We start from the raw sequence: 24,202 nt of genomic DNA, 5'->3' as shown, positions 1-24,202 counted from the left end.
CCGCGGGGCGCGCGGGCCGCGCGTGCCGGGCCGCCGGGACCGCCGTGCGCCGGCCCTTCGCCGCCGCCGGGCGCGGCGTCCGCCGGGCGACACACGCGCACGGCGCGGGCGAGTCGGGCCTCGGCAAGCTGATCGAACTGCACGCGGTGAATTCCGCGGGCGACATGCTGATCACCGTCGCACTCGCCTCGACCGTCTTCTTCTCCGTCCCCACGGACCAGGCGCGCGGCCGGGTGGCCCTGTACCTCGCGGTCACCATGGCCCCCTTCGCCCTCCTCGCGCCCGTCGTCGGGCCGCTGCTGGACCGGGTGCCGCACGGCCGGCGCGCCGCGATGGCCGGGGCGATGCTGGCCCGCGCGGTACTGGCCCTGACCATGTCGGGCGCGGTGGCCACCGGCGGCCTGGAGCTGTATCCGGCCGCGCTCGGCGTGCTGGTGTCCTCCAAGGCGTACGGCGTGGTGCGCTCGGCGGTGGTGCCCAGACTGCTGCCCCGCCGCTTCTCGCTCGTGAAGGCCAATTCCCGGGTCACCCTGGCGGGACTGGTGGCCACCGGCGTGGCGGCCCCGCTGGGCGCCGGGCTGCACCTGCTCGGCCCGGCCTGGCCGCTGTACGGCGGGTGTCTGGTGTTCGCCGCCGGAACGTTCCTGTCCTTCTCGCTGCCGCACAAGGTCGACTCGGCGCGGGGCGAGGCGCCGGCGCCCCTGGCGGCGGGGCAGCGGGCGCGCCGCCCCCGGCCCGGGCTGCGGACGGTCGGCCGCTCCGTCCTGCACGGCCTCCGGGCCAACTCCGCGCTTCGTGCGCTGTCCGGCTTTCTCACCTTCTTCCTGGCGTTCCTGCTGCGCGAGCAGCCGCTGGGCGGGCTGAGCCCGGCGCTGTCGCTGGGGCTGGTGGCGGTGGCCGCGGGCACCGGGAACGCGCTGGGCACGGCCATCGGCGCCTGGCTGCGGGCCCGCGGCCCGGAGGTGATCATCGCGGTGGTGCTGGCGCTGGCCCTGGGCGTCACGGTCACCGCCGCGGCCTTCTACGCCGTGCTGGCGAGCGTGATGGTGACCGCCACCGCCGCGGCCGCCGGGCTGTGCCAGGCGCTCGCGAAGCTGTCGCTGGACGCGCTGATCCAGCGGGACGTGCCGGAATCCTTCCGTACGTCCGCGTTCGCCCGGTCCGAGACGGTGCTGCAGCTGTCGTGGGTGGTGGGCGGCGGGCTGGGCATCGCGCTGCCGCTGCACGGCGTACTGGGCCTGGCGGTGGCCTCGGCCGTACTGGCCCTGGCAGCGGCGACGACCGTGCGGGCACTGCTCACGGCGGACCGTCGGCACGGTCCGGCGCGCGCCCGCGTGGCGTAACCGGAGGCCACCGGGCGCGGCACGCACCGTACCCGCGCGACGTGCGGGCCCGGCGGCCAGATAGCCTGCCCGCATGACCGCGTTCTCCTCCTCGCTCCGGGGCAAGGGCCGCCGTGCCGCCGCCGCCGCGGGCGCCGTGTCCCTGGGACTTCTCGTCCTCTCCGCCTGTGACCAGCCCACGCCGCGGGCCACCGTGACCGCCGGCCAGGACAGCGTCACCGCCGAAGCCTCCTGCTACGAGGACGGCAAGACCCTCGGCGACCTCACCGCCAAGGACAAGGCGGAGCAGGCGAAGTTCGAGAAGTGCCTGACCTCCGAGCCGGACCAGACGCTCACCGTGCACCCTGGCGACAAGGTGCGCCTCGGCGTCGAGCCGGACATGGCCGAGCAGGGGTGGATCGCGATGTCCAACGGCATGCCGATGACCAGCCTGAGCAAGCAGACCTACACCTCGGTCGACGGTGACCAGGTCTTCTACAACCAGCAGACCCGCCAGATGTCGGACTCCACGACGATCTCGATCATGACGTCCAAGGGCGGCAAGTACACCGGCATCTGGAACATCAAGCTCAACCGCGCCTCGTCCTGAGTGCCGCACCCGAGCCGCCCGGTCCCCTGATGCACATCCTGGTCGTCACCGCCGTCCCCGCCGAACGCGACGCGGTCACCGCCGCGACGGCGGGACAGCCTGAGAGCATCCCCGTACCGGGCGGCTTCGCGCTGCACCGCACAGGGCAGCCCGACTCCGCCGAGGGCCCGTACGCCCTCGACGCCCTCGCCGCCGGCGTGGGCCCGGCCGCCGCGGCGGCCGGCACCGCCACCGCGCTGACCGCCGCCGCGCTCGGCGGCCGCGCTTACGACCTCGTGGTCTCGGCCGGCATCGGCGGCGGCTTCGCGCCCGGCGCGCCCGTCGGCTCGCTCGTCGTCGCGGAGGAGATCGCCGCCGCCGACCTCGGCGCCGAGACCCCAGACGGCTTCGTGCCGGTCACCGCGCTGGGCTTCGGCACCGACGCGCACCGCCCGCCCGAGGACCTGGTCGCGGCCGTCGCCGCGGCCACCGGCGCGCTGCCCGGCACCGTCCTCACCGGCTCCACCGTCACCGGCAGCGCGGCCCACGCCAAGGAGCTGCTGGCCCGCCACCCGCGCGCGCTCGCGGAGGCGATGGAGGGCTTCGGCGTCGCCGAGGCCGCCGCCGCGCACGGCGTGCCGGTGCTGGAACTCCGTACGATCTCCAACCCCGTCGGCCCGCGGGACCGCGCCGCCTGGCGGATCGGGGAGGCGCTCGCCGCCCTCACCGCCGCCTTCGCCGATCTGCCGCGAGCCCTGTCCTCAAGGAGCACGCCATGAGCCAGGCGCTCAGGATCGCGTTTTCGCCCTGCCCGAACGACACGTTCGTCTTCCACGCGTGGACGCACGGCAAGGTCCCCGGCGCCCCGGCGCCCGAGGTCACCTTCGCGGACATCGACCTCACCAACGGCATGGCCGAGCGCGGCGAGCTGGACGTGCTGAAGGTGTCCTACGCCGAGCTGCCCTGGGTCCTGGACGAGTACGCGCTGCTGCCGTGCGGCGGCGCGCTGGGCCGCGGCTGCGGCCCGCTCGTGCTGACCCGGGACGCGGCGACGCCCGCCGACCTGGCGGGCCGTACGGTCGCGGTGCCCAGCGAGCGCTCCACGGCCTACCTGCTGTTCCGGCTGTGGGCCGCCGACCAGGTGCCCGGCGGCGTGGGCGAGGTCAAGGTCATGCCGTTCGACGAGATCATGCCCGCCGTGCGGGACGGCCTCGTCGACGCCGGACTGGTCATCCACGAGGCCCGCTTCACGTACCAGAACTTCGGCCTGACCTGCCTTGCCGACATGGGCGAGCACTGGGAGACCACAACCGGGCTGCCGATCCCGCTCGGCGCGATCATCGCCAAGCGCTCGCTGGGCGAGGAGCGGCTGCGCGAGCTGGCCCGCACGATCACCACGTCCGTACGCATGGCGTGGGACGACCCCGAGGCTTCGCGCGACTACGTCCTGGCGCACGCGCAGGAGATGGACCCGGCCGTCGCGGACCAGCACATCGGCCTGTACGTGAACGAGTTCAGCGCGGACCTGGGCGAGGACGGCTACGCGGCGGTGCGCGGACTGCTCACCCGTGCCGCGGCCGAGGGGCTCGTACCGCCCCTCGCCCCGGATGCGCTGAAGTTCGTATGACGGATGCCCCCGCGGGAGACCGCGGGGGCCTGTCCGAAGCGGTGCGGCCCTGCTCAGACGTCCAGTTGATCGGCGACCGCGCGCAGCATGCCCGCGATCTTGCCGCCGTGTGCCTTGTCCGGGTAGCGCCCGCGCTCCAACTGCTGCGCGACGCCCTCCAGGAGCGTGGTGAGGTCCTGCACGATCGATGCCAGTTCGTCGGGCTTGCGCCGCTGGGCGGCCGCGATCGAGGGCGCGGGGTCGAGGAGGGTCACCGAAAGCGCCTGGTCACCACGCTGGCCCGCCACCACGCCGAACTCGACGCGCTGGCCCGGCTTGAGTGCGTCCACGCCGGCGGGCAGCACCGAAGAGTGCACGAAGACGTCACCGCCGTCGTCGCGGGAGAGAAAGCCGAAGCCCTTCTCGCTGTTGAACCACTTGACCTTGCCGGTAGGCACGTCTGTCCTCGTCCTCGTACTCGTCGGGAAAACATGGGGTAGCTGCGCACACAACAGCTCTGGATAGCAGTGCAGCGGGTCTGCGACCCGCCGCTACCCAAGGCTAATGGTCCGGGGCCTGGTGACAAGACGTCGCCGGGTGGTTCCTCAGCGCTTCCGGCCGGGGACTTACCCTGGTCGTGTGTCTGACAATCCTTCCGTCCGGGGCGCGGCCCCGGCGACCCCCGAAGGTCCGCGCGCCGGGGACCTGCTCGTCCGGATCGGCGCGATCGTGTTCCTTATTGGCGCCTTCGCCACTCTCGCGACGATGACGCCCCTTTTCCTCGGTTCCGCCCCACTGCCCTGGGTCTTCTACTGGGTGTGCATGCTCATGGGCGCGGGCTTCCTGATCGCCGCCGCAGGCGTGCTGCGGTCGGTCGCGGCCCAGCGCCGTCAGGCGCGCGAGGCCTCCGCCGCGACGTAGCTCTCCAGCCAGGCGGGGAAGGCGGCCAGGCCGGGCAGGACGACGTCCGCGCCGGCCGCCCGCAGCTCCTCCTCGGAGCACGGGCCCGTGGCCACCGCGACCGAGAGCGCGTCGGCGGCCCGGGCGCCGCGCACGTCGCCGGTGTGGTCGCCGACGTAGACGCTCGCGCCGTACTCGCGCAGCGCCTCGGCCTTGCCCTCGGCCCACAGCGAGCCGACGACCGCGTCCGCGTGGATGTCCAGGTGCTTCAGGTGCAGCTTGGCGTTGGGCTCGTACTTGGCGGTGACCACGATGGCGCGGCCGCCGAGGCGCTGGACGCCTGCGATCGCCTCGCGCGCGCCTTCCATGGCGAGCGTGCCGGTGATGGCGTGCTCGGGGTAGAGCGCGCGGTAACGGTCGGCGATCTCGGCGACCTGATCCTCGGGGAACCAGTTGCGGATCTCCTGCTCCAGCGGCGGCCCGAGCCGGGTGGTCACGAGGTCGGTGTCGATGTACGTACCGGTGGCCGCGGAGAGCGCGGCGTAGGCGTCCTTGATGCCCGGACGGGAGTCGATCAGGGTCATGTCGAGGTCGAATCCGACCGTCAAGGTATGCGTGGCCATGGCACCCATTGTGCCTCTGGCACACACGGCCACGATCCGTACACTTAGCGGAGCCTTACCTTCAGCCTCTGCAGGCGTACGCCTCCGCACGTCTGCGTACGCACCCGTCTGAACACCGCGCTCCCCGCGAAAGGGAACCGATGTCAGTCGCCCTGGCCGGCAGCCCCAGAAGCCCTCTGGTGCGGCGCCGCATCCGCTGGACCGCCGCGGCGGCGCTCGCCCTGCTGCTCGCGGTGCTGCTCTCCCTCGCGGTCGGCAGCCGCGCCTTCCCGCCGCGCGAGGTGATCGACGCGCTGCTGTACGGAGGCGACAGCGAAGCGGCCCAGGTCGTGCTGTTCCTGCGGCTGCCGCGCACCCTCGTCGGGCTGCTGGTCGGCGCCGCGCTCGCGCTGGCCGGCACGGCGATGCAGGGCATCACCCGCAACCCCATCGCCGACCCCGGCATCCTCGGCATCAGCCAGGGCGCCTCGGCCGCCGTGGTGCTGGCCATCGCCTTCGCCGGCGTCCACTCGCTCTCCGGCTACGTCGGCATCGCCTTCGCCGGCGCCGCGCTCGCCGCCGTCTTCGTGTACGCCGTCGCCGCGCGCGGCCGCGGCGGCGCCACCCCCGTCAAGCTCGCGCTGGCCGGCGCCGCGATCAACGCGCTGCTCGTCGCGGTGACCATGGCCGTGCTGACCACGAAGGCCGCCGCGCTGGACGAGTTCCGCTTCTGGCAGGTCGGCTCGCTGACCGGCCGGGACGCCGCAGTGGCCGCGCAGATCTGGCCGTTCCTGCTGGTGGGCGCGGTACTGGTACTGGCCGTCGCGCGCGGCCTGGACGCCCTGGCGCTCGGCGAGGACGTCGCACGCGGGCTCGGCCGGCAGGTCGCCACCGTACGGATCGTGGGCGGGCTGGGCGCCGCCGTGCTGACCGGCGCGGGCGTCGCGGCGGCCGGGCCCGTCGCCTTCGTCGGCCTCGCCGTGCCGCACCTGGCCCGCGCGCTCGTCGGCGGCGACCACCGCTGGGTACTGCCGATGGCCGCGCTGCTCGGCCCGGTGATGGTGCTGGTCGCCGACACCGCGGGCCGGCTCCTCTTCCCGCCCTCGGAAGTGCCCGCCGGGGTGATGACCGCCCTGATCGGCGTCCCGTTCCTGGTCGCCCTGGTCCGGCGGAAGGCGGTGGCCGCATGACCTCCACTTCAGCCGTTCCGGCTCCGATACGCCCGGCCGGATACGCGCTGCTGCGGGCCGGCCCGGCCGCCTTCCTGGTCCACCGGCGGGCCACGGCCGTCGCCGCCGTGCTCGCCGCCGTACTGGCCGCCGCCTGCGTCGCGTACCTCTCGCTCGGCGAGCGCTCCGTGGCGCCCGGCGACGTACTGAAGGTGTTACTCGGGCAGCCCTCGCCGCACGAGCTGGTGGTCGGCACGCTGCGACTGCCGCGGCTGTGCGTCGGGCTGCCGGCAGGCGCCGCCTTCGGCCTGGCCGGCGCGCTCCTCCAGACCGTCGCCCGCAACCCGCTCGCCGGCCCCGACATCATCGGCATCACCCAGGGCGCGAGCGCGCTGACCGTCGGCGCGCTGACCTTCGGCGTCGGCTCCTCCGCCGTACTGCCGTACCTGTCCGTCGCGGGCGGCCTGCTCGCCGCGGCGCTGGTGTACCTCTTCGCCTGGCGCGGCGGCCTGCACGCCACCCGCTTCGTCCTGATCGGCATCGGCATCGCCGTCGCGCTGCGCTCGGTCACCCAACTGTTCCTGACCAAGGGCGACTACCTCGTGGCGCAAAAAGCCCAGGTCTGGATGGTCGGCTCGCTCAACGGCCGGGGCTGGGCCGAGGCCGTCCCGCTCGGCTGGTCGCTGCTCGTCCTGCTCCCCTGCGTCCTGTGGGCGGCCCGCGCGCAGCGCACCGTCTCGATGGACGACGACACCGCGACAGCCCTCGGCGTACGACTGGGCCGCACCCGGCTCGGCCTCGCGACCCTCGGCGTCCTGCTGGCCGCGCTCGCCACCGGCGCCGCGGGCCCGGTCGACTTCGTCGCGCTGCTGGCGCCGCAGATCGCCCGCCGGCTGACCCGCACCGCCCAGATACCCCTGCTCTGCTCGGCGCTGCTGGGCGCGTGCGTCGTGGTCCTCGGCGACCTGCCGGCCCGCATGCTCTTCGCGCCGACCGAGCTGCCGGTCGGCGTGCTGACGGCGGCCATCGGCGCCCCGTACCTGATCCATCTGCTCGTACGAGGGCACAGCGTCCGCCGCCGTGCCGCGGGAGGAAGCGCGTGACCACGACCGGCGACCGCACCGCGAGCAGACTCACCGCCCGCGGCCTGACCCTCGCCTACGAGGACCGGACCGTCGTCGACGGCCTGGACCTGGACGTGCCGCACGGCGCCGTCACCGTCATCGTCGGCCCCAACGCCTGCGGCAAGTCCACCCTGCTGCGGGCCCTGGGGCGGCTGCTGAAGCCGCGCCGGGGAGCGGTGCTCCTGGACGGTACGGACCTCGCCCGCCTCCCCACCAAGAAGATCGCCCGGTCGGTCGGCCTGCTGCCGCAGACGCCGGCCGCGCCCGAGGCGATCACCGTCGCCGACCTGGTCGCGCGCGGCCGCCAGCCGCATCAGCACTGGTGGCAGCAGTGGTCGGACGCGGACGAGCGCGCGGTCACCGAGGCGATGGCCCGCACCGACATCGCCGACCTCGCCGACCGGGCCGTGGACGAGCTCTCCGGCGGCCAGCGGCAGCGCGTCTGGATCGCCATGGCGCTCGCCCAGGAGACCGACCTGCTCCTGCTCGACGAGCCCACCACCTACCTCGACATCGCGCACCAGGTCGAAGTACTCGACCTCGTACGGCAGTTGAACCACGAGCGCGGCCGGACCGTCGTCGCCGTCCTGCACGACCTCAACCAGGCCGCGCGCTACGCCGACCACCTGGTGGCGATGAAGGCCGGGCGGATCGTCGCCCAGGGCCCGCCCGCCGGGACCGTCACCGCCGGCCTGGTCCGCGACGTCTTCGGCCTCGACTCGGTCGTCGTCCCCGACCCCGTGACCGGCTCCCCGCTGGTCGTACCCGGCCGGCCCTGGCAGTCCCCCGCCGGCGGCTGACCGTCCCGCTCCCTTCCTCGAAAGGGCCGCCATGGTCTTCACCTCCCGCACCCTGCGCACCGTCCGCACCGCCACCGTGCTCGCCGCGGCCGCCGTCACGCTGACCGCCTGCGGCGCCACCGGTGCCGTCGGTTCCAAGAACGGCTCCGACGGCTCCCGCGGCTCCGACGGCGGCTCCTTCGAGGCCGCCGCCTGCCCGGCCCAGCCCGAGACGAAGTGGGCGAAGCCGGCCGACGGCGCGCACACCGTGCCGACCGCCATGGGCCAGGTGAAGGTGCCGGCGCATCCGAAGCGCGTCGTCGTTCTGGACACCGCCGAGCTGGACTCCGCGCTCACCCTGGGCGTGCGGCCGGTCGGCGCCACGCACGCCGACGTGGCCTCCGGGTTCCTCGCGTACCTGCCCAAGGAGAAGGTCGCCGGCATCAAGGACGTCGGCACGATCGGGTCGCCCGACATGGAGGCCGTCGCGGCGCTGAAGCCGGACCTCATCCTTACGAGCAAGGTCCGCGACGGCCAGCGCTACGAGCAGCTCAAGAAGATCGCCCCCACGGTCATGACCGAGACCACCGGCTACCCGTGGAAGCAGAACTTCGCCACCCACGCCGACGCGCTGGGCCGGATTCCGGCGGGGAAGCAGGCGGCCGCCGCGTACGAGAAGCACGCGGCGCAGGTCACCGACGCGCTCGGTGGCGCGAGGGCGGCGGCGGAGAAGACCACCAACGTCGTCCGCTTCGTCGAGGGCGCCGACACCCGCGTCTACGGCTGCCGGAGCTACCTCGGAACGATCCTGGACGACGTCGGCACCGCGCCCACCGACGTGGTGAAGAACGCCGAGGACGGCCTGATGACCGAGGTCGGGCCCGAGCAGATCACCCGGGCCGACGCGGACGCGGTCTTCTACTCGGCGTACGGCAGCCCCGAGAAGTCCAAGGAGAGCCAGGTCACCGGCGGCGCGCTGTGGAAGAACATGAAGGCCGTCAAGACCGGCCACGCCTTCCGCGTCTCCGACCAGCTCTGGCTCCAGGGCATCGGCTACACCGCCGCCGACAAGATCCTCGACGAGCTGCAGAAGGACCTGACGAAGTAACGGATCGTAACGGGATCAGCGCGGCCGTCGCCGCATCCGCCACACCAGGAACACCGCGGAGGCGACGGCCGCGATGCGCACCACCATCGGCAGCACATCGGTCAACTCCGGCCCCAACTGCCCCTTGGCGAGCGGCTCGCCCCACTTGCCGGCGAGCCGGCCCCACAGCCAGACCAGTACGGAACCGCACACCAGCCCGGGCACGCCCAGCGCCGCGAACTTCGCCGCGGCGCGCGAGAGCGTGCGCGAGGAGTACGCCACGAGCCAGCCCGCGGCCAGCGCCAGCCAGCTGCCGATCACCGCGCCCGCGACCAGCAGCACGACCGCCAGCAGCAGCACCGGGCTCGGCTTCGGCCGCGGCGCCACGACCGCCTCGCCGGCCTCCTCGGCCGCCGGCTCCGCGGCGGGCACGGCCGCGGCCTCCCGCCGCCACGGCAGGACCTTCCCCGTGGCCTTCTTCAGCACCCCCGGCAGCCCGCGCCGCCCGGCGTCCTCCGTCCCGGCCGCGTCCTCTTCCTCCTCCTCGTCGGTCTCCGGCGGCCGCCGTATCTCCGCGATCTCGATCCCGCCGACGAACCCCGGCACGGTCTCCCCGGCGGCGTACGGCTCCGCCGCCACCCGCCACCAGTCCGGCTCCTCCTCGTCCAGCGCGTCCCGGTCGCCCAGCTCGTCCAGGCCCGCCAGATGCGGCGGCGCCGCGCCCTGCTGCGGCACCATCGGCTGCGCGCCGTCCCGCGGCGCGGGCAGGGCGGTCGCCTTACCCGGCCGCTTCAGCAGCGAGGGCAGCGCGCCGGGCCTGCGCTCCGCCGTGCCGCCGGGCGGCTCCTCGGGCACCGGCTCCTCGCCGTTCACCGCCGCGGTCACCACCGCCTCCGGCGTGCCCAGCCGCGCGAGGATGCGCTTGACGTCGTCGCCGCCCCCGGCGCGTCTCGCGTCTATCTCCGACCGCAGCCGCGCGACGAGCCGCATCCGCTCCCTGGCCGTCAGCCCCCGCCCCTGCGCCAGGTCCCCGACCCGGCTCAGATAGTCGAAGACCAGCTGATCACTCTCGATCCCCACCGAAACACCCCTGCGCCAGGCCGATTCCCGCCGCTCCGACGGTACCCCCGCGCGCCGCCGATACCGCGCTTTTCCACAGGCGGCGAATGCCGGTTTTCCACAGGCGCCGGACGCCGGTGCCGGGCCCGTGACCGTCGGACCGCCCGCCGTCAGGCGGTAACGTGGGGCGAATGAGCGGCAGCCATCCGTCCCCCCGCACGCTGGCCGAGGAGTTGCGCAACCGGCCGGACGACGACCTGTCCGCTCTGCTGCGGTCCCGCCCCGACCTGCTCAACCCCGTCCCCGGTGATCTCACCCAGCTCGCCACCCGCGCCGGCACCCGCGCCTCCGTGGTCCGCGCCGTGGAACGGCTGGACGCCTTCGCGCTGCAGACGGCCGAGGCGCTGGCCATCGCCCCGGACCCCTGCCCGTACGACACGCTCGCCGGGCTGATGACGGGCGACGAGGAGGAATCCGGTACGGACTCCGGGCTGCGGGCAGCCGTCAGCGAGCGCCTCCCCGACGCCCTCGCGGCGCTCCGCGCCCAGGCCCTGGTCTGGGGCCCCGACGACCGCCTCCGGCTCGTCCGCACCGCCCGCGAACTGCTCACCCCCAGCGCCACCCGCCCCTCCCCCACCGGCCTCGGCCCCACCGTCGCCGAGGCCGCAGCCGGCATGTCGCCCGGCCGCATCCAGGAGATCGTGACGGCCGCCGGGCTGCCCACCACGCCCGACCCGGTCACCGCCGTCACCGCGCTGACCTCGCTCTTCGAGGACCGCGCTGCCATGGCGGCACTGCTCGACGGCGCGCCGGCCGAGTCCCACGCCGTACTGGACAGACTCGTCTGGGGCCCGCCGTACGGCGCGGTGACCGCGCAGCCCGCGCCGCACCTGCGCTGGCTCCTGGACCGCGGCGTGCTGCTCCCGGTCGGCCCGCGCAACGTCGTACTCCCCCGGGAAGCCGCCCTGCATCTACGCGCCGGGCGCGCGCACCGAGCGCCGGAGCCGGAGCCGCCCGCCCTCGCGCCGGCCACCGCGCGCGACCCGGAGATGGTGGACCGTACGGCGGCCGGCCAGGCGTTCACCGCGCTCGCCACGATCGACGAACTGCTCAAGGAATGGGACCTCGGCGGCCCGCCCGTCCTGCGCGCCGGCGGCCTGAGCGTCCGCGACCTCAAGCGGACCGCGACGGCCCTGGACACCGGAGTGCACACCGCCGCGTTCTGGCTGGAGCTGGCGTACGCGGCGGGGCTGGTGGCCTCGGACGGCGAGGCCGACGAGCGGTACGCGCCCACGCCCGCCGCCGAGGACTGGCGGCAGCTGCCCGCCGAGGAGCGCTGGGTGCGGCTGGCCACCGCCTGGCTGACCGCGACCCGTACGGCCGGCCTGGTCGGCACCGCCGACGCCAAGGGCCGCACCCTGGCCGCGCTCGGCCCGCACCTGGACCGCTCCCCCGCCCCGGAGGTACGGCGGCGGGTCCTCGCGCTGCTCGGCGGCCTCCCGCCGGGCACGGCCGTGCCCCAGGACGCCGTACTGGCCCGGCTCCGCTGGGAACGGCCGCTGCGCGCGGCAGTTCAGGCCACTCCCGGCGCCGCCCCGGACAACGGCCAGGCCCCCGACCACAACGCCGCACAGAATGCGGCGCACGCCGCTCCCCAAGACCTCCGCTCCCGTATCGCTCTGTGGTCCCTCCACGAGGCCGAGCTGCTCGGCCTCACCGGCCGCGGCGCCCTCGCGGGCCACACCCGCGCGCTCCTGGAGACGGGCCCGGATGGTGAGGACACCCAGGCCCGCCGGGCCGCCGCCGCGGCCCTCGCCCCGCTGCTCCCCACCCCGCTGGACCACGTCCTCCTCCAGGCCGACCTGACCGCGGTCGCCCCCGGCCCCCTGGAACGCCCGCTCGCCGACGCCCTCGACGTGCTGGCCGACGTGGAGTCCAAGGGCGGCGCGACGGTGTACCGCTTCACGCCCGGCTCGGTGCGCCGCGGCCTGGACGCCGGCCGGTCGGCGGCGGACATCCAGTCCTTCCTCGCGGCGCACTCCCGCACACCCGTACCGCAGCCGCTCGCCTACCTGATCGACGACGTGGCACGCAGACACGGGGTGCTGCGGATCGGGGCGGCCTCCGCGTACGTCCGCTGCGACGACGACGCGCTGCTGAACGAGATCATGGCCGACCGGCGCGCCGACGGGCTCCGGCTGCGCCGCCTCGCCCCGACCGTACTGGCCGCACAGGCAGCACCCGACGCGCTGCTGGAAGGCCTGCGCGCGATGGGGTACGCGCCCGCCGCCGAGTCCGCCGAGGGCGATGTGGTGATCGCCCGCACCGACGCCCACCGCACCCCGCCGCGCACCGCACCGGCCCCCGTCCCCGACGGCCCGCCGGCCCCCGACACGACGCTGCTGGAGGCCGCCGTACGGGCCATCCGCGCGGGCGACCTCGCGGCCACCGCCGAGCGCAAGCCGGGCCCGGAGGCCGCGGCGCCCACGCCGGGCCGGCTGCCGCGTACGACCTCCGCCGAGACGCTCGCCACCGTGCAGGCCGCCGCGCTGACCAACTCGGCGCTGTGGATCGGCTACGTCAACGCCGACGGCGCCGCCAGCCAGCGCGTCATCGCGCCGGTCCGGGTCGAGGGCGGCTTCGTAACGGCGTACGACCACACCGCCGACGAGGTCCGCACGTACCCCCTGCACCGCATCACGGGCGTCTCGGAGCTCGCGGACGACGCCGCGTCCTGACGGCTTCCCGACCACTTCCTGACCGCGCCCCGACCTCGCTCCGACCTCGCTCCGGGGGCGCGCTCGGTGGACGCAGGCCCCCCTTCCGCGGCGATGCGGCACACTGGACGTTTGGCCGTACGAACGGCCGGGCCGTGCGGCGACGCCGGCCGGACGCAGGCGAAGCGAAAGGCGAGGCGCGTGAACGGACCTCTCATCGTCCAGAGCGACAAGACGCTGCTGCTGGAGGTGGACCACGAGCAGGCGGCCGCGTGCCGCCAGGTCATCGCCCCCTTCGCGGAGCTGGAGCGCGCCCCGGAGCACATCCACACCTACCGGGTGACGCCGCTCGGCCTGTGGAACGCGCGGGCCGCGGGGCACGACGCGGAGCAGGTCGTGGACGCGCTGGTGGCGTACTCGCGCTACCCGGTCCCGCACGCGCTGCTCGTCGACATCGCCGAGACGATGTCCCGGTACGGCCGCCTCACGCTCAGCAAGCACCCCACGCACGGCCTGGTGCTCACCACCACCGACCGCCCGGTGCTGGAGGAGATCCTGCGGTCGAAGAAGGTGCAGCCGCTGGTCGGCGCCCGGATCGACCCGGACACGGTCGCGGTGCACCCCTCCGAGCGCGGGCAGATCAAGCAGACGCTGCTGAAGCTGGGCTGGCCGGCCGAGGACCTGGCCGGTTACGTGGACGGCGAGGCGCATCCGATCGAGCTGGCGGAGGACGGCTGGTCGCTGCGGCCGTACCAGCAGCAGGCCGTCGAGAACTTCTGGCACGGCGGCTCGGGCGTCGTGGTCCTGCCCTGTGGCGCGGGCAAGACCCTGGTCGGCGCGGGCGCGATGGCCGAGGCCAAGGCCACCACGCTGATCCTGGTCACGAACACGGTCTCCGCGCGGCAGTGGAAGCACGAGCTGGTCAAGCGCACCTCGCTGACCGAGGACGAGATCGGCGAGTACAGCGGTACGAAGAAGGAGATCCGGCCGGTCACCATCGCGACGTACCAGGTGCTGACGACCAAGCGGAAGGGCGTCTACCCGCACCTGGAGCTCTTCGACTCGCGGGACTGGGGCCTGGTCGTCTACGACGAGGTGCATCTGCTGCCGGCCCCGGTCTTCAAGTTCACCGCCGATCTGCAGGCGCGGCGGCGGCTCGGGCTGACCGCCACCCTCGTACGCGAGGACGGGCGCGAGTCCGACGTCTTCTCGCTCATCGGGCCGAAGCGGTTCGACGCGCCGTGGAAGGAGATCGAGGCGCAGGGGTACATCGCGCCCGCCGACTGCGTCGAGGTCCGGGTCAGCCTGACCGACTCGGAGCGGCTGGCGTACGCCACGGCGGAGAGCGACGAGAAGTACCGCTTCTGCGCGACCACCGGGTCCAAGCAGAAGGTGACCGAGGCGCTGGTGCGCCGGCACGCGGGCGAGCAGACGCTGGTGATCGGGCAGTACATCGACCAGCTGGACGAGCTGGGCGAGCACCTGGACGCGCCGGTCATCAAGGGCGACACCAGCAACGCGCAGCGCGAGAAGCTCTTCAACGCCTTCCGTGAGGGCGAGCTGTCCGTCCTGGTCGTCTCCAAGGTCGCGAACTTCTCGATCGACCTGCCGGAGGCGACGGTCGCGATCCAGGTGTCCGGCACCTTCGGGTCGCGCCAGGAGGAGGCGCAGCGGCTCGGCCGGGTGCTCCGCCCGAAGGCGGACGGCCACGAGGCGCGCTTCTACTCGGTCGTCGCGCGGGACACCATCGACCAGGACTTCGCGGCCCACCGCCAGCGCTTCCTGGCCGAGCAGGGCTACGCGTACCGGATCGTGGACGCCCACGAACTCCTGGCGGACGAGGGCGCGTGACCCCGCAGGGGCGCTAGCGGGGTGATCTGGGGGCCGGTACGGACTCCCGGCGGGTCGGGGTCGGGCGGGTCAGTGCGCCCGCCGCGACCCCGGTCAGCACGCCCCCGCGCCAGCACACCGCGGCGAGCAGCAGGGCCGCGCCGAGCAGGGGGTACGGCGCGGCCAGCGGCTGCTGCCACCACGGGAGCGCCAGGTCCAGGTCGCCCTTGTGCGGCACGATCCACATCGTGCGGGCGGTGAAGACCACGGCCAGCGCGCCCCATATGGCACGCCGCCACGCGTCCCGCCGGACGTGGGTGGCCAGTACGGCCAGCAGCGGCACGCACCAGACCCAGTGGTGGGACCAGCTGATCGGCGAGACGAGCAGCGCGGTGAGCGCCGTGCACAGCACGCCCCACGCCTCCCGGCCCGCGACCAGGCCCGTCCGGCGGGCCGCCGCCATCCCGACCACGGCCGTCAGCACGGCTCCGGCCAGCCAGGCGGCGCCCGGGTGCGTCGTGTGCAGCAGGCGCGCGAGGAGTCCCTGGAGCGACTGGTTGTCGACGATCCACGCCTCGCCGACCCGCCCGGTCTCGTAGAGCCGCTGGGTCCAGAACTCGACGCTGGCGCCGGGCAGCGCGACGATGCCGAGCAGGACCGTGCCGGCGAACCCGGCGAGCGAGACCAGCGCGGCCCGTACCCGCCCGGTGAGCAGCAGGTACACGGCGAAGAGCGCGGGGGTGAGCTTGATGCCGGCCGCGATGCCGATGGCCAGGCCCTTGCCGCGCGCGCCGTCGGGGCGGGTGAGGTCCCACAGGACGAGGCAGGTCAGGGCCAGGTTGATCTGCCCGAAGACGATCGTCTGGTACACCGGCTCCAGCCAGATGGCGAGCGCGGTGGCGACGAGCAGCGAGGGCACGCGGTGGGTGGCGCGGAGCCCGGCGAGCCGGGCGGAGAAGTGGATCAGCAGGGCGAGCAGCGCGACGTTGGCGAGTACCGAGGCGAACTCCAGTACGCCGGGGGAGATCCGCGCCAGCGGGACGAACAGCACGGCGGCGAAGGGCGGGTAGGTGGCCGGGAGGTGCCATTTGGTGACCGTGAAGCCGTAGAGGTCGCCGCCGGTCAGTACGGAGTCGCCCATCGCCCGGTAGACGAGGATGTCGGAGGTGGGCATCGGCACGAAGAGGTGTACGACGCCGAGCGCGGCCACGGACACCGCGAGCAGTGCTGCCGCGGGGAGCGTGTGGCGGGGGAGAGTACGGCGGGGGTGCGGGGCCGTACTGCGGTCTGCCGGTCCGTCCGGCAGCTCCCGGGTGGTGCGTGGCCTGCCCACGAGGGGCGTTGTCCGCTGGATCGGCTTCCCGTCGGCGGCAGACACGCGGGTGACCCCTCCTCGTCGCCATATGCGGCTTGCACAGTCTTTACAGCCTTTACAGCGACGTTAATCGATCACGCACGAAGTTTCGTGACGCTTTCCGGACGTCCGGATGTCATTCCTCGGGCCGGTCGGTGGTGGGGGATCTGTCGTCCGCGTATTCGCCCAGTACGGCGACGCTGAAAGCGGTGCCCGCGAAGACCTTTACGGCTCGCAGGGCGCTGCCCACCGGGTGCCGGTGTTCTCCGCCGTGGGCCATGGGGCTGGCGCCCTGCCGGGCGCGGGCCGCCGTTTTGGGGTCGGGTGGCGGGTTCAGGTGGGTGTTCATCTCTCGACTGTTCATGTCTCCATGATGGAATTCACCCGGTCGCCGCACATCCGACCAGCGACCGATCCGCGTGTCGCCCGGAGTACGGCCCTGGAAGCACCGCCCGGCGGCCCACCCCTAAGGGATCGGGGCCCTTTTAAATTCGGTCGCGCCCGCACTGCGTGCTGGCTACAATCGCCCGTCTGCCCGCCTCCCGCCGCCCCTCGTCGCGGAGTGCCGCCCGCCGGACGGAAACCGGCCGGCCCCTGTACCCACGCAGCTCCCCGGAGGCGACGCCGTGCCCTCGCACGCCGCAGAAGAGAAAGCCGAGCTCCACACGAACGACCCTCTGGAACGGGAGCGGGCCCATCTCGCGGCCTCCCGCGCCGCGCTCCGCGCCATGCGCGCGGACGCCGAGGCGCTGAACATCAAGGACGTGGCGGCGAACTGGGTCAACGCCCAGGTCCTGCAGGGCGAGGTCGACGCCCGGATCAAGGCGCTCGCCGACCTCTCCCACACCCCGCTGTTCTTCGGGCGTCTGGACTACCTCCACGCGCCGGGCATCGACCTGGCCGAGGGCGCCGAGGGCGAGGACTTCTACATCGGGCGGCGGCACGTCCACGACGCCGACGGCGACCCCATGGTCATCGACTGGCGCGCGCCCGTCTCCCAGCCCTTCTACCGGGCGTCCAAGAAGGACCCGATGGACCTGCGGCTGCGCCGCCGCTTCGGGTACACCGGCGGCGAACTGACCGCGTACGAGGACGAGCACCTCACCGATCCCTCGGAGGCGGAGCACGCCAGCAAGCTGCTCCAGACGGAGATCGAGCGGCCGCGCGTGGGCCCGATGCGCGACATCGTGGCCACCATCCAGCCCGAGCAGGACGAGATCGTCCGGGCCGGGATCGGCGGCACCGTCTGCGTCCAGGGGGCGCCCGGTACGGGCAAGACCGCCGTCGGCCTGCACCGTGTCGCGTACCTCCTCTACGCGCACCGCGAGAAGCTGGCCCGCGCCGGCACCCTGGTCATCGGCCCCAACAAGTCCTTCCTGCACTACATCGAGCAGGTGCTGCCCGCGCTGGGCGAGCTGGAGGTCAAGCAGGCCACGGTCGACGACCTCGTCGCGCACGTGGAGGTGCGCGGTACGGACGACGCCGCCGCGGCGACAATCAAGGGGGACGCGCGGATGGCGGAGGTGCTGCGGCGCGCCGTGCGCTCGCACGTCACGCTGCCCACCGAGGGGTGCGTGGTGGTCCGCGGCTCCCGTCGCTGGCGCGTTCCCGCGTACGAACTGGAGGAGATCGTCCAGCAGTTGCTGGACCGCGGCATCCGTTACGGCGCGGCGCGTGCGGCGCTGCCGCAGCGCATCGCGCACGCCGTGCTGGTCCAGATGGAGCGGGCCGGCGAGGCGCCCGACGACCGCGTGCAGGACGCGGTCGCGCGCAACGCGGCGGTGAAGGCCACGGTCAAGGCGGTCTGGCCGCCGGTCGACCCGGCGAAGCTGGTGCTGCGGCTGCTGTCCGACGCGGACTTCCTGGCCGAGCACGCCGAGGGCGTCCTCACCGACGAGGAGCAGAAGACCGTCCTGTGGACCCGGCCGGCCCGCAGCGTCCGCGCCGCCAAGTGGTCCCCCGCCGACGCCGTCCTCATCGACGAGGCACTCGACCTGGTGGAGCGCACGCACTCGCTCGGCCATGTGGTGCTGGACGAGGCCCAGGACCTCTCCCCCATGCAGTATCGGGCCGTGGGCCGCCGCTGTTCGACCGGCTCGGCGACCGTACTGGGCGACATCGCCCAGGGCACGACCCCGTGGTCGACGGACACCTGGGAGGAGGCGCTGGCCCATCTGGGGAAGCCGGGCGCCGCGGTCGAGGAGCTGACCCAGGGCTTCCGCGTGCCGCGCGAGGTCATCGCGTACGCCTCACGGCTGCTTCCGGCCATCGCGCCGGACCTCTCCGAGGCGACGTCCATCCGCGAGTCCCCGGGCGACTTCGAGATCCGCCCGACGGCGGCGGACGCGCTCGACGCCTCGGTCATCGACGCCTGCCGCGACGCGCTGGCGAAGGAGGGCTCCATCGGCCTGATCGCCGCCGAGCCGCGCCTCCCGGCGCTGCGCGAGGCACTGGCCGCCGCCGGCCTGGCCACGCTCGCCCCCGGTGAGGAGACCTCGGCGGACGCCCGGCTCACGCTCGTGCCCGCGACGCTCGCGAAGGGCCTGGAGTACGACTACGTGGTACTGGACGAGCCGGCGGCGCTCGTGGACGCCGAGCCGGACCACCGGACCGGGCTGCGCCGCCTGTACGTCTGCCTCACCCGTGCGGTGTCCGGCCTGACGGTCGTGCACGCGGCGGCGCTGCCGGAGGAGCTGGCGGGCTGAGGCCCGGCGCCCGCGGCCTTGCCCCGCTCAGCCGTCGAGCGCCGCGCGCCAGGTCTCGACGGCGGCCGGGGAGACCGGTGCCGACCAGCCGGCGGGGCGCGCCGCGCCGCCGATGTGGAAGGCGGTGATCCCTGCGGCGCGCAGCGGCGGGACATGTGTGAGGGTGAGGCCGCCGCCGGCCATGATCTGCGGGCCGTACCCGGGCTCGCCGGCCGCCGCGCGCGCCGCCTCGGCGAGCAGCACCGGCAGCCCGTCGTCGACGCCGGCGGCCGAGCCCGCGGTGAGGTAGGTGTCGGGGCCGGGCCGGCCGTCGAGGCGTTTGCGCAGGCCGTCGCGGTCGGCGGCGTGGTCGATGGCGCGGTGGAAGGTCCAGCGGCAGCCGTCGATCACCTCGGTCAGCGCGTCCACGGCGGCGAGGTCGGGCCCGCCGTCCTCGGCGAGGAACCCCAGCACGAACTCCTCGGCGCCCGCGGCCCGGAGCGCGGCGGCGTCGGCGCACAGCGCGTCGAACGTCCGGGCGTCGCCCGCGGCGAAGCCGTCCGACGCGCGCAGCATGACGCGCAGCGGGATGGAGACGGCGGCCCGGACGGCGGCGAAGACCTCGCGGGGCGGGGTGAGCCCGTCGGACGCCATGTCCGTGACCAGTTCGAGGCGGTCCGCCCCTCCGGCCTCGGCCGCGGCGGCGTCCGCGGCATCGAGCGCGATCACCTCGAGAATTGGTCTAGACATGTGCTCAAGGGTGCCATACCCGACAGGCCGGCGCTACGGAGCGACACCGATCCGGTGCGAAGGCGTCCGGCGCGAAAGCGCTCGGCACCCTCCGGCGATCGGCGCGATCACCTGTGGTGAGGCCGCCGGTCCGGATGCGCACAATGGGCGTATGGCTTCCTCCTCGACGGACCGCACGGACCGCACGGACGCGGGCGAACAGCTGCGTCGCCGCTGGCACGACACCGTCCTGGCGCTCCGGAACGCCGATGCGGCGACCGAGCCCGGCACGGTTCTCGCCCTGCCGCCCGACCCCGCTCCGTACGCCGACAACCTGCTCGCGCGCTGGGCCGAGCCGCAGCGCCGCTATCACACGACCGCGCATCTGGCCGCCGTGCTGGACCGGATCGACGAGCTGGCCGGACACGCCGCCGAACCCGATGTCGTACGGCTCGCCGCGTGGTTCCACGACGCCGTCTACCGCCCCGACCGGTCCGAGAACGAGGAACGCAGCGCGGCGCTCGCCGAGCGGGCACTGCCCGAGCTGGGGATCGACGCGGAGCGCACGGCGGAGGTGGCACGTCTCGTGCGGCTCACGGTCACCCACGATCCGGCCGAGGGGGACAGCAACGGCGAGGTGCTGTGCGACGCGGATCTGGCGGTACTGGCCGGGACGCCGGAGCGGTACGCGGCGTACGCCGCCGCGGTGCGCGAGGAGTTCGCCTTCGTGCCGGACGAGGCGTTCCGGGCGGGGCGGGCCGATGTGCTGCGTCAACTGCTGGCGCTGCCGCGGCTGTTCCGCACGCCGGAGGGGCACGACAGATGGGAGCGGCTGGCCCGGCGGAACCTGAGCACGGAGCTCGACCTTCTGACGGCGTGAGGCGGGGGCGGGACAGGGGCAGGAGCAGGAGCAGGGACGAGACAGGAGCGGGGGCGCCGGGGTCCGGGGCGCACCTCACTCGCGTTCCTTACGTGCCGTTCTCGCGCGCCGCGTTCAGCGGCGCTCTCCCCGGCTGCGCGCGTTGGCCAGCGCCGTCCTGGCGGCCAGGCGTTCGCGCGGGGTGGCGGCTCGGGCGTCGGCCGGTGCGCAGTCCCACTCGCGTCCGCCCCCCGGCGGACGCAGCTGTACGTAGGGCCCTTCGTGCCCCATCACCTCCCCGATCCTGCCGATCCGGGTGTCGAACACATACGAACCCTTCGCCGGGAGCGTCACCGGGTACCTCGTCTCTCCGGTCGCGGACCTCACTGCGCCTCACCGCGCCTCACTGCGCCTCATCGCGCTCCGTGTCGACTTACTGGTTGTGTCTATATGGTGACGGTCCGGGGTTAGGCTTGACAGAGGGTGACATCCAACAACACCAGGTGCACAACAGGGAGTGGGCCATGCCGAAGCCGAAACAACTGGATCCGTCGCTTTCACCGAGGGCGCTGTACGGCGCTGAGCTGCGGTTCAAGCGGGAAAGCGCAGGGCTGACGCAGGCGGAGCTCGGGGCGCCGATGTTCGTGAGCGGGTCGTTCATCGGCCAACTCGAGTCGGGCGCACGGCGGATACAGGGGGAGTACGCACGGCGGATAGACGAGATCCTCGGCACGGACGGGTTCTTCGAGCGGAACGTCGAGGCCGCCCAGCGGTCCCGCTATCCGGAACACTTCGCGGACGCCGCCGAGTACGAGGCGATGGCGATCTCGATCAGGGAATACGCCCCGCTGCTCGTCCCGGGGCTGCTGCAAACGGAGGAGTACGCGCGGGCCGTGTTCCGGGCGGTGCACCCGGTCGCCCCGGAGGGGGTCATCGACGATTTACTGTCCGCGCGGCTGGACCGGGCCCGCGTCCTCGAGGATCCAACAACCCCCTTGTTCTGGGCGGTGCTCGACGAGAACGTGCTGCGCCGCCCCGTGGGCAGTCCGGCCGCCATGCACACCCAGCTCACTCATATCGCGGCACTCATGCGTCGGAATCGCGTCATCGTGCAGGTGCTGCCGTACGCGGAGGGCGCCCACGCGGCCCTCGAAGGTTCGCTCAAGCTGATGGCATTCGCAGATGCACCGCCCGTCGTGTACCTACAAGCCCTTGCAACAGGGCAAATGTTGGACGAGCCTTCGCATGTGGAACGGTATGGATTGGCTTACGATCTCGTCCGGGCCGCTGCACTGTCACCCGAAGCGTCCCTCGTACTGATCGAGTCGGCGGCGAAGGATCACCGAGATGGTTATTGATCAACACACGTTCCACCCCGCGCGGCACGGTGCCGTTCACGGGGCGGGCCACGGTGCGCACAGCACCGCGGCCCGCCGCCCGGCACACCGCGCGCTCGACCTCTCCACCGTCAGCTGGCACAAGAGCAGCTACAGCGGCGGCAGCGGCGGCGACTGCGTGGAGATGGGGCACGGCGCGCCGGGCGCGGTCCCGGTGCGCGACAGCAAGAACCCCTGGGGCCCGGCGCTCGTCCTGCCCCCGGCTGCCTGGTCGGCGTTTGTCACGGCCGTACGGGACGGCGTCCTGGAGCGGGCCGCGGACGCCTGAGCCGGGCTGTCGGCGGTCGGCGGTCGCGGCGGCGCGGATCACCGGGAATGTCAGGCGTGTTCACGCTGTTCATGCGTGTCATGCCTGTCCCTCCTGATCGCGCCGAACGCGCCCGTATGCCCATCGCCGTCTACATCCTCGGACTGTCCGTATTCGCCCTGGGGACCTCCGAGTTCATGCTCTCCGGGATCCTCCAGCCACTGGCCCGGGACATGCACGTCTCGATCCCCCGGGCCGGGCTGCTCGTCTCGGCGTTCGCGATCGGCATGGTGGTCGGCGCTCCGACGCTGGCCGCCGCCACGCTCCGCCTCCCGCGGCGCACGACGCTGATCGCGCTGCTCGCCGTCTTCGGCGTCGGACAGGTCGCGGGCGCGCTCGCGCCCTCGTACACGGTGCTCTTCATCTCCCGAGTGGTGAGCGCGCTGGCCTGCGCCGGGTTCTGGGCGGTCGGCGCGGCCGTGGCCGTCTCGCTCGTGCCGTTCACGGCGCGCGCCCGCGCCATGGCCGTGATGGTCGGCGGGCTGAGCATCGCCAACATCGCGGGCGTGCCGGCCGGCGCACTGCTCGGGCAGAGCGCCGGCTGGCGCGCCGCGTTCTGGGGCGTGGCGGTCCTCTCCGCGATCGGCCTCGTCGGCGTGGTCGCCCTCGTGCCGCGTACGGAGGTGCCTACGGGCGAGGACCGTCCGCAGCTCCGCCGGGAGCTGACGATCTACCGCGACAAGCAGGTCTGGCTCGCACTCACCGCCACCGCGCTGAACGGCGCCGCGGTCTTCGCCCTCTTTTCGTACCTCTCCCCGCTGCTCACCGACACCGCCGGGCTCGCCGAGAGCTGGGTGCCCACGGTGCTGGCGCTCTTCGGCGTGGGCGCGCTCATCGGTACCTACATAGGCGGCCGGATCGCCGACGCGCACCTCTTCCCGACCCTCTTCGGGGGCATCATCGCCTCCACCCTCGTACTGGCGGTGCTCGCGCTCACCGCGCACAACTCCGTTGCCGCGATCGCGCTGTCCCTGATGCTGGGCGTCACGGCGTTCACCACGGCCCCGGCCCTGAACGCCCGGATGTTCAACGTCGCCAACGCCGCGCCGACGCTGGCCGGCGCCACCACGACGGCCGCCTTCAACATCGGCAACACGCTCGGCCCGTGGCTGGGCGGCCTGGTCATCAGCGCGCACTGGGGCTACCCGGCCGTGGCATGGACCGGTGCCGCGCTGGCGGCTGCCGCCGTCGTCGCGACGGGCTTCGCCTTCCGGATCCAGCGCTCCACGGGCGCGGCCTCCCGGCTGGTCGCGTCCTCGGAGGAGCACCTCCTGCACGAGGCCGGCCGCCCGGACGAGGCCGCGGCGGACGACCGTAGCGCCACAGCGGACGACCGCAGCGCCGCGGCGGGCGGCAAGCGCCTCTGATCGAAGGCTCCGCGCAGCGGGCGGGGCGGCCCAGTTCAGCCGGTGCCGCCCCGCCTTGCTGGATCGGACCATACGAAAGCGGTCAGATCCGGCGGTTTTTCGGACGACGCAGACCCGCGGCCGTCAGGCGGCGCACCAGCTCCTTGCTGCCGATCTCGACCGCGCCCGCCCGTACGGCGTCGGCGTACCGTTCCGCCGGCAGGTCGTAGTGATCGCGCTCGAACGCCCGCCGCGGCGCGCCGATCCGGGCCGCGAAGGCGTGCAGCTCCTCGAACGACGCGTCGCTCACCAGATGCGACCACAGCCGGCCGTGCCCCGGCCAGGTCGGCGGATCGATGTAGATCGCCACGCCGCTCCCTCAGCTCCCCAGGGGCCCGGCGAGCGAGCCGACCCGGGCCACCGAGACGGCCGTCTTCGGGCAGACCCAGTGCGGGTCGGGCCCCAGCTCCGGCTCCACGTCCAGCGCGTGCGGGTCCCCGCCCTCGGTGCACACCGGGCACAGCGGCCAGCGGCCGTACCGCTCCAGCAGGGAATCCTGGACGTCCTGGGCGACGAGCCCGGCGACGAATTCGACGCCCTCCGGCCACTGCTCGACCCACCACCGCCGGTGCGCGACCGCGTCCTCCACCAGCGAGACGATGTCCGCGTCGGCGACATCGCCCGCCATCAGATCCGCGATCACCAGGGCCCGTGCGGCGTGCAGCGCCTGTTCCAACTCCAT

The 24,202-nt window shown here is 73.8% G+C and carries 25 protein-coding genes; 16 read left to right on the top strand and 9 right to left on the bottom strand.

What is annotated here, in order from left to right; all coding sequences use genetic code 11:
• The 4 genes from ABT381_RS08500 to ABT381_RS08485 form a co-directional block, all read left to right on the top strand.
• The coding region (locus ABT381_RS08500) for an MFS transporter (protein ID WP_351589693.1) at window positions 1-1,343 on the top strand (1,343 nt) is incomplete at its 5' end.
• 73 nt (window positions 1,344-1,416) lie between these two features.
• Entirely contained in the window at window positions 1,417-1,932 is a 516-nt protein-coding gene (locus ABT381_RS08495; RefSeq protein WP_351589690.1) for a hypothetical protein, read from the top strand.
• 29 nt (window positions 1,933-1,961) lie between these two features.
• Entirely contained in the window at window positions 1,962-2,690 is a 729-nt protein-coding gene (locus ABT381_RS08490) for a futalosine hydrolase (RefSeq protein WP_351589687.1), read from the top strand.
• On the top strand, window positions 2,687-3,538 hold the full coding sequence (locus ABT381_RS08485; protein WP_351589685.1) for a 1,4-dihydroxy-6-naphtoate synthase: 852 nt from the start codon (window positions 2,687-2,689) through the stop codon (window positions 3,536-3,538). Before ABT381_RS08490 ends, ABT381_RS08485 begins: the two co-directional genes overlap by 4 nt.
• A 53-nt stretch (window positions 3,539-3,591) precedes the next feature.
• Here the strand turns inward: ABT381_RS08485 and ABT381_RS08480 are convergent, their stop codons facing one another.
• Window positions 3,592-3,975: a cold-shock protein gene (locus tag ABT381_RS08480; protein ID WP_031056479.1), complete on the bottom strand. Its 384-nt coding sequence runs from the start codon at window positions 3,973-3,975 to the stop codon at window positions 3,592-3,594.
• A gap of 181 nt (window positions 3,976-4,156) precedes the next feature.
• Here ABT381_RS08480 and ABT381_RS08475 point away from each other — a divergent pair, with 181 nt between their 5' ends.
• The gene (locus tag ABT381_RS08475) at window positions 4,157-4,438 is read left to right on the top strand and encodes a hypothetical protein (RefSeq protein ID WP_351589681.1); all 282 of its coding nucleotides are present in this window, start codon (window positions 4,157-4,159) and stop codon (window positions 4,436-4,438) included.
• On the opposite strand, the gene ABT381_RS08470 is transcribed toward ABT381_RS08475, so the two are convergent.
• The gene (locus ABT381_RS08470) at window positions 4,408-5,040 is read right to left on the bottom strand and encodes an HAD family hydrolase (RefSeq protein ID WP_351589678.1); all 633 of its coding nucleotides are present in this window, start codon (window positions 5,038-5,040) and stop codon (window positions 4,408-4,410) included. The genes ABT381_RS08475 and ABT381_RS08470 overlap by 31 nt on opposite strands.
• A gap of 140 nt (window positions 5,041-5,180) precedes the next feature.
• Between ABT381_RS08470 and ABT381_RS08465 the strand changes: the two genes are divergently transcribed.
• From ABT381_RS08465 to ABT381_RS08450, 4 genes are read left to right on the top strand one after another with little or no spacing between them, the layout of a single operon-like run.
• The gene (locus ABT381_RS08465) at window positions 5,181-6,209 is read left to right on the top strand and encodes a FecCD family ABC transporter permease (protein ID WP_351589676.1); all 1,029 of its coding nucleotides are present in this window, start codon (window positions 5,181-5,183) and stop codon (window positions 6,207-6,209) included.
• Window positions 6,206-7,291, top strand: a complete 1,086-nt coding sequence (locus tag ABT381_RS08460; RefSeq protein WP_351589673.1) for a FecCD family ABC transporter permease — start codon at window positions 6,206-6,208, stop codon at window positions 7,289-7,291. Before ABT381_RS08465 ends, ABT381_RS08460 begins: the two co-directional genes overlap by 4 nt.
• Entirely contained in the window at window positions 7,288-8,112 is an 825-nt protein-coding gene (locus ABT381_RS08455) for an ABC transporter ATP-binding protein (RefSeq protein WP_351589670.1), read from the top strand. Before ABT381_RS08460 ends, ABT381_RS08455 begins: the two co-directional genes overlap by 4 nt.
• A gap of 31 nt (window positions 8,113-8,143) precedes the next feature.
• Window positions 8,144-9,199, top strand: a complete 1,056-nt coding sequence (locus ABT381_RS08450; RefSeq protein WP_351589667.1) for an ABC transporter substrate-binding protein — start codon at window positions 8,144-8,146, stop codon at window positions 9,197-9,199.
• 15 nt (window positions 9,200-9,214) lie between these two features.
• Here ABT381_RS08450 and ABT381_RS08445 read toward each other — a convergent pair whose 3' ends face one another.
• Entirely contained in the window at window positions 9,215-10,258 is a 1,044-nt protein-coding gene (locus tag ABT381_RS08445) for a hypothetical protein (protein WP_351589664.1), read from the bottom strand.
• A 170-nt stretch (window positions 10,259-10,428) separates the two neighbouring features.
• Here ABT381_RS08445 and ABT381_RS08440 point away from each other — a divergent pair, with 170 nt between their 5' ends.
• Together ABT381_RS08440 and ABT381_RS08435 are read left to right on the top strand one after the other, a co-directional pair.
• Complete coding sequence (locus ABT381_RS08440) at window positions 10,429-12,975, top strand: helicase-associated domain-containing protein (protein ID WP_351589662.1); 2,547 nt, start codon at window positions 10,429-10,431, stop codon at window positions 12,973-12,975.
• Between the two features lie 180 nt (window positions 12,976-13,155).
• Entirely contained in the window at window positions 13,156-14,805 is a 1,650-nt protein-coding gene (locus tag ABT381_RS08435; RefSeq protein WP_351589659.1) for a DNA repair helicase XPB, read from the top strand.
• A gap of 13 nt (window positions 14,806-14,818) precedes the next feature.
• On the opposite strand, the gene ABT381_RS08430 is transcribed toward ABT381_RS08435, so the two are convergent.
• The gene (locus tag ABT381_RS08430) at window positions 14,819-16,009 is read right to left on the bottom strand and encodes a glycosyltransferase 87 family protein (RefSeq protein ID WP_351589713.1); all 1,191 of its coding nucleotides are present in this window, start codon (window positions 16,007-16,009) and stop codon (window positions 14,819-14,821) included.
• 265 nt (window positions 16,010-16,274) lie between these two features.
• A complete protein-coding gene (locus tag ABT381_RS08425) occupies window positions 16,275-16,502 on the bottom strand; it encodes a hypothetical protein (protein ID WP_351589656.1) in 228 nt (75 codons plus the stop codon).
• 262 nt (window positions 16,503-16,764) lie between these two features.
• Between ABT381_RS08425 and ABT381_RS08420 the strand changes: the two genes are divergently transcribed.
• Window positions 16,765-18,843, top strand: a complete 2,079-nt coding sequence (locus ABT381_RS08420) for a HelD family protein (protein WP_351589653.1) — start codon at window positions 16,765-16,767, stop codon at window positions 18,841-18,843.
• A 27-nt stretch (window positions 18,844-18,870) separates the two neighbouring features.
• Here the strand turns inward: ABT381_RS08420 and ABT381_RS08415 are convergent, their stop codons facing one another.
• Window positions 18,871-19,572 carry a copper homeostasis protein CutC gene (locus ABT381_RS08415; RefSeq protein WP_351589651.1) on the bottom strand — a complete coding sequence of 234 codons (702 nt, stop codon included), beginning with the start codon at window positions 19,570-19,572 and terminating at the stop codon, window positions 18,871-18,873.
• Between the two features lie 151 nt (window positions 19,573-19,723).
• Here ABT381_RS08415 and ABT381_RS08410 point away from each other — a divergent pair, with 151 nt between their 5' ends.
• A complete protein-coding gene (locus tag ABT381_RS08410) occupies window positions 19,724-20,431 on the top strand; it encodes an HD domain-containing protein (protein ID WP_351589649.1) in 708 nt (235 codons plus the stop codon).
• 114 nt (window positions 20,432-20,545) lie between these two features.
• Here the strand turns inward: ABT381_RS08410 and ABT381_RS08405 are convergent, their stop codons facing one another.
• The gene (locus ABT381_RS08405) at window positions 20,546-20,764 is read right to left on the bottom strand and encodes a hypothetical protein (RefSeq protein ID WP_351589716.1); all 219 of its coding nucleotides are present in this window, start codon (window positions 20,762-20,764) and stop codon (window positions 20,546-20,548) included.
• A 170-nt stretch (window positions 20,765-20,934) separates the two neighbouring features.
• Here ABT381_RS08405 and ABT381_RS08400 point away from each other — a divergent pair, with 170 nt between their 5' ends.
• From ABT381_RS08400 to ABT381_RS08390, 3 genes are all read left to right on the top strand, one after another.
• A complete protein-coding gene (locus ABT381_RS08400) occupies window positions 20,935-21,768 on the top strand; it encodes a helix-turn-helix domain-containing protein (RefSeq protein WP_351589647.1) in 834 nt (277 codons plus the stop codon).
• On the top strand, window positions 21,758-22,075 hold the full coding sequence (locus ABT381_RS08395) for a DUF397 domain-containing protein (protein WP_351589644.1): 318 nt from the start codon (window positions 21,758-21,760) through the stop codon (window positions 22,073-22,075). The genes ABT381_RS08400 and ABT381_RS08395 overlap by 11 nt, the downstream gene beginning before the upstream one ends.
• A gap of 116 nt (window positions 22,076-22,191) precedes the next feature.
• Complete coding sequence (locus ABT381_RS08390) at window positions 22,192-23,481, top strand: Cmx/CmrA family chloramphenicol efflux MFS transporter (RefSeq protein ID WP_351589711.1); 1,290 nt, start codon at window positions 22,192-22,194, stop codon at window positions 23,479-23,481.
• 82 nt (window positions 23,482-23,563) lie between these two features.
• Here ABT381_RS08390 and ABT381_RS08385 read toward each other — a convergent pair whose 3' ends face one another.
• Entirely contained in the window at window positions 23,564-23,830 is a 267-nt protein-coding gene (locus tag ABT381_RS08385; RefSeq protein ID WP_351589641.1) for a DUF4031 domain-containing protein, read from the bottom strand.
• Window positions 23,831-23,839: 9 nt separating this feature from the next.
• Window positions 23,840-24,202 (bottom strand): DUF8819 family protein, encoded by a 363-nt coding sequence (locus ABT381_RS08380; RefSeq protein WP_351589638.1) that lies wholly within the window; start codon window positions 24,200-24,202, stop codon window positions 23,840-23,842.

This window comes from Streptomyces sp. NPDC000151, from assembly GCF_040301705.1.
GTDB lineage: Bacteria > Actinomycetota > Actinomycetes > Streptomycetales > Streptomycetaceae > Streptomyces.
This window is presented reverse-complemented; position numbering and strand designations above follow the sequence as displayed.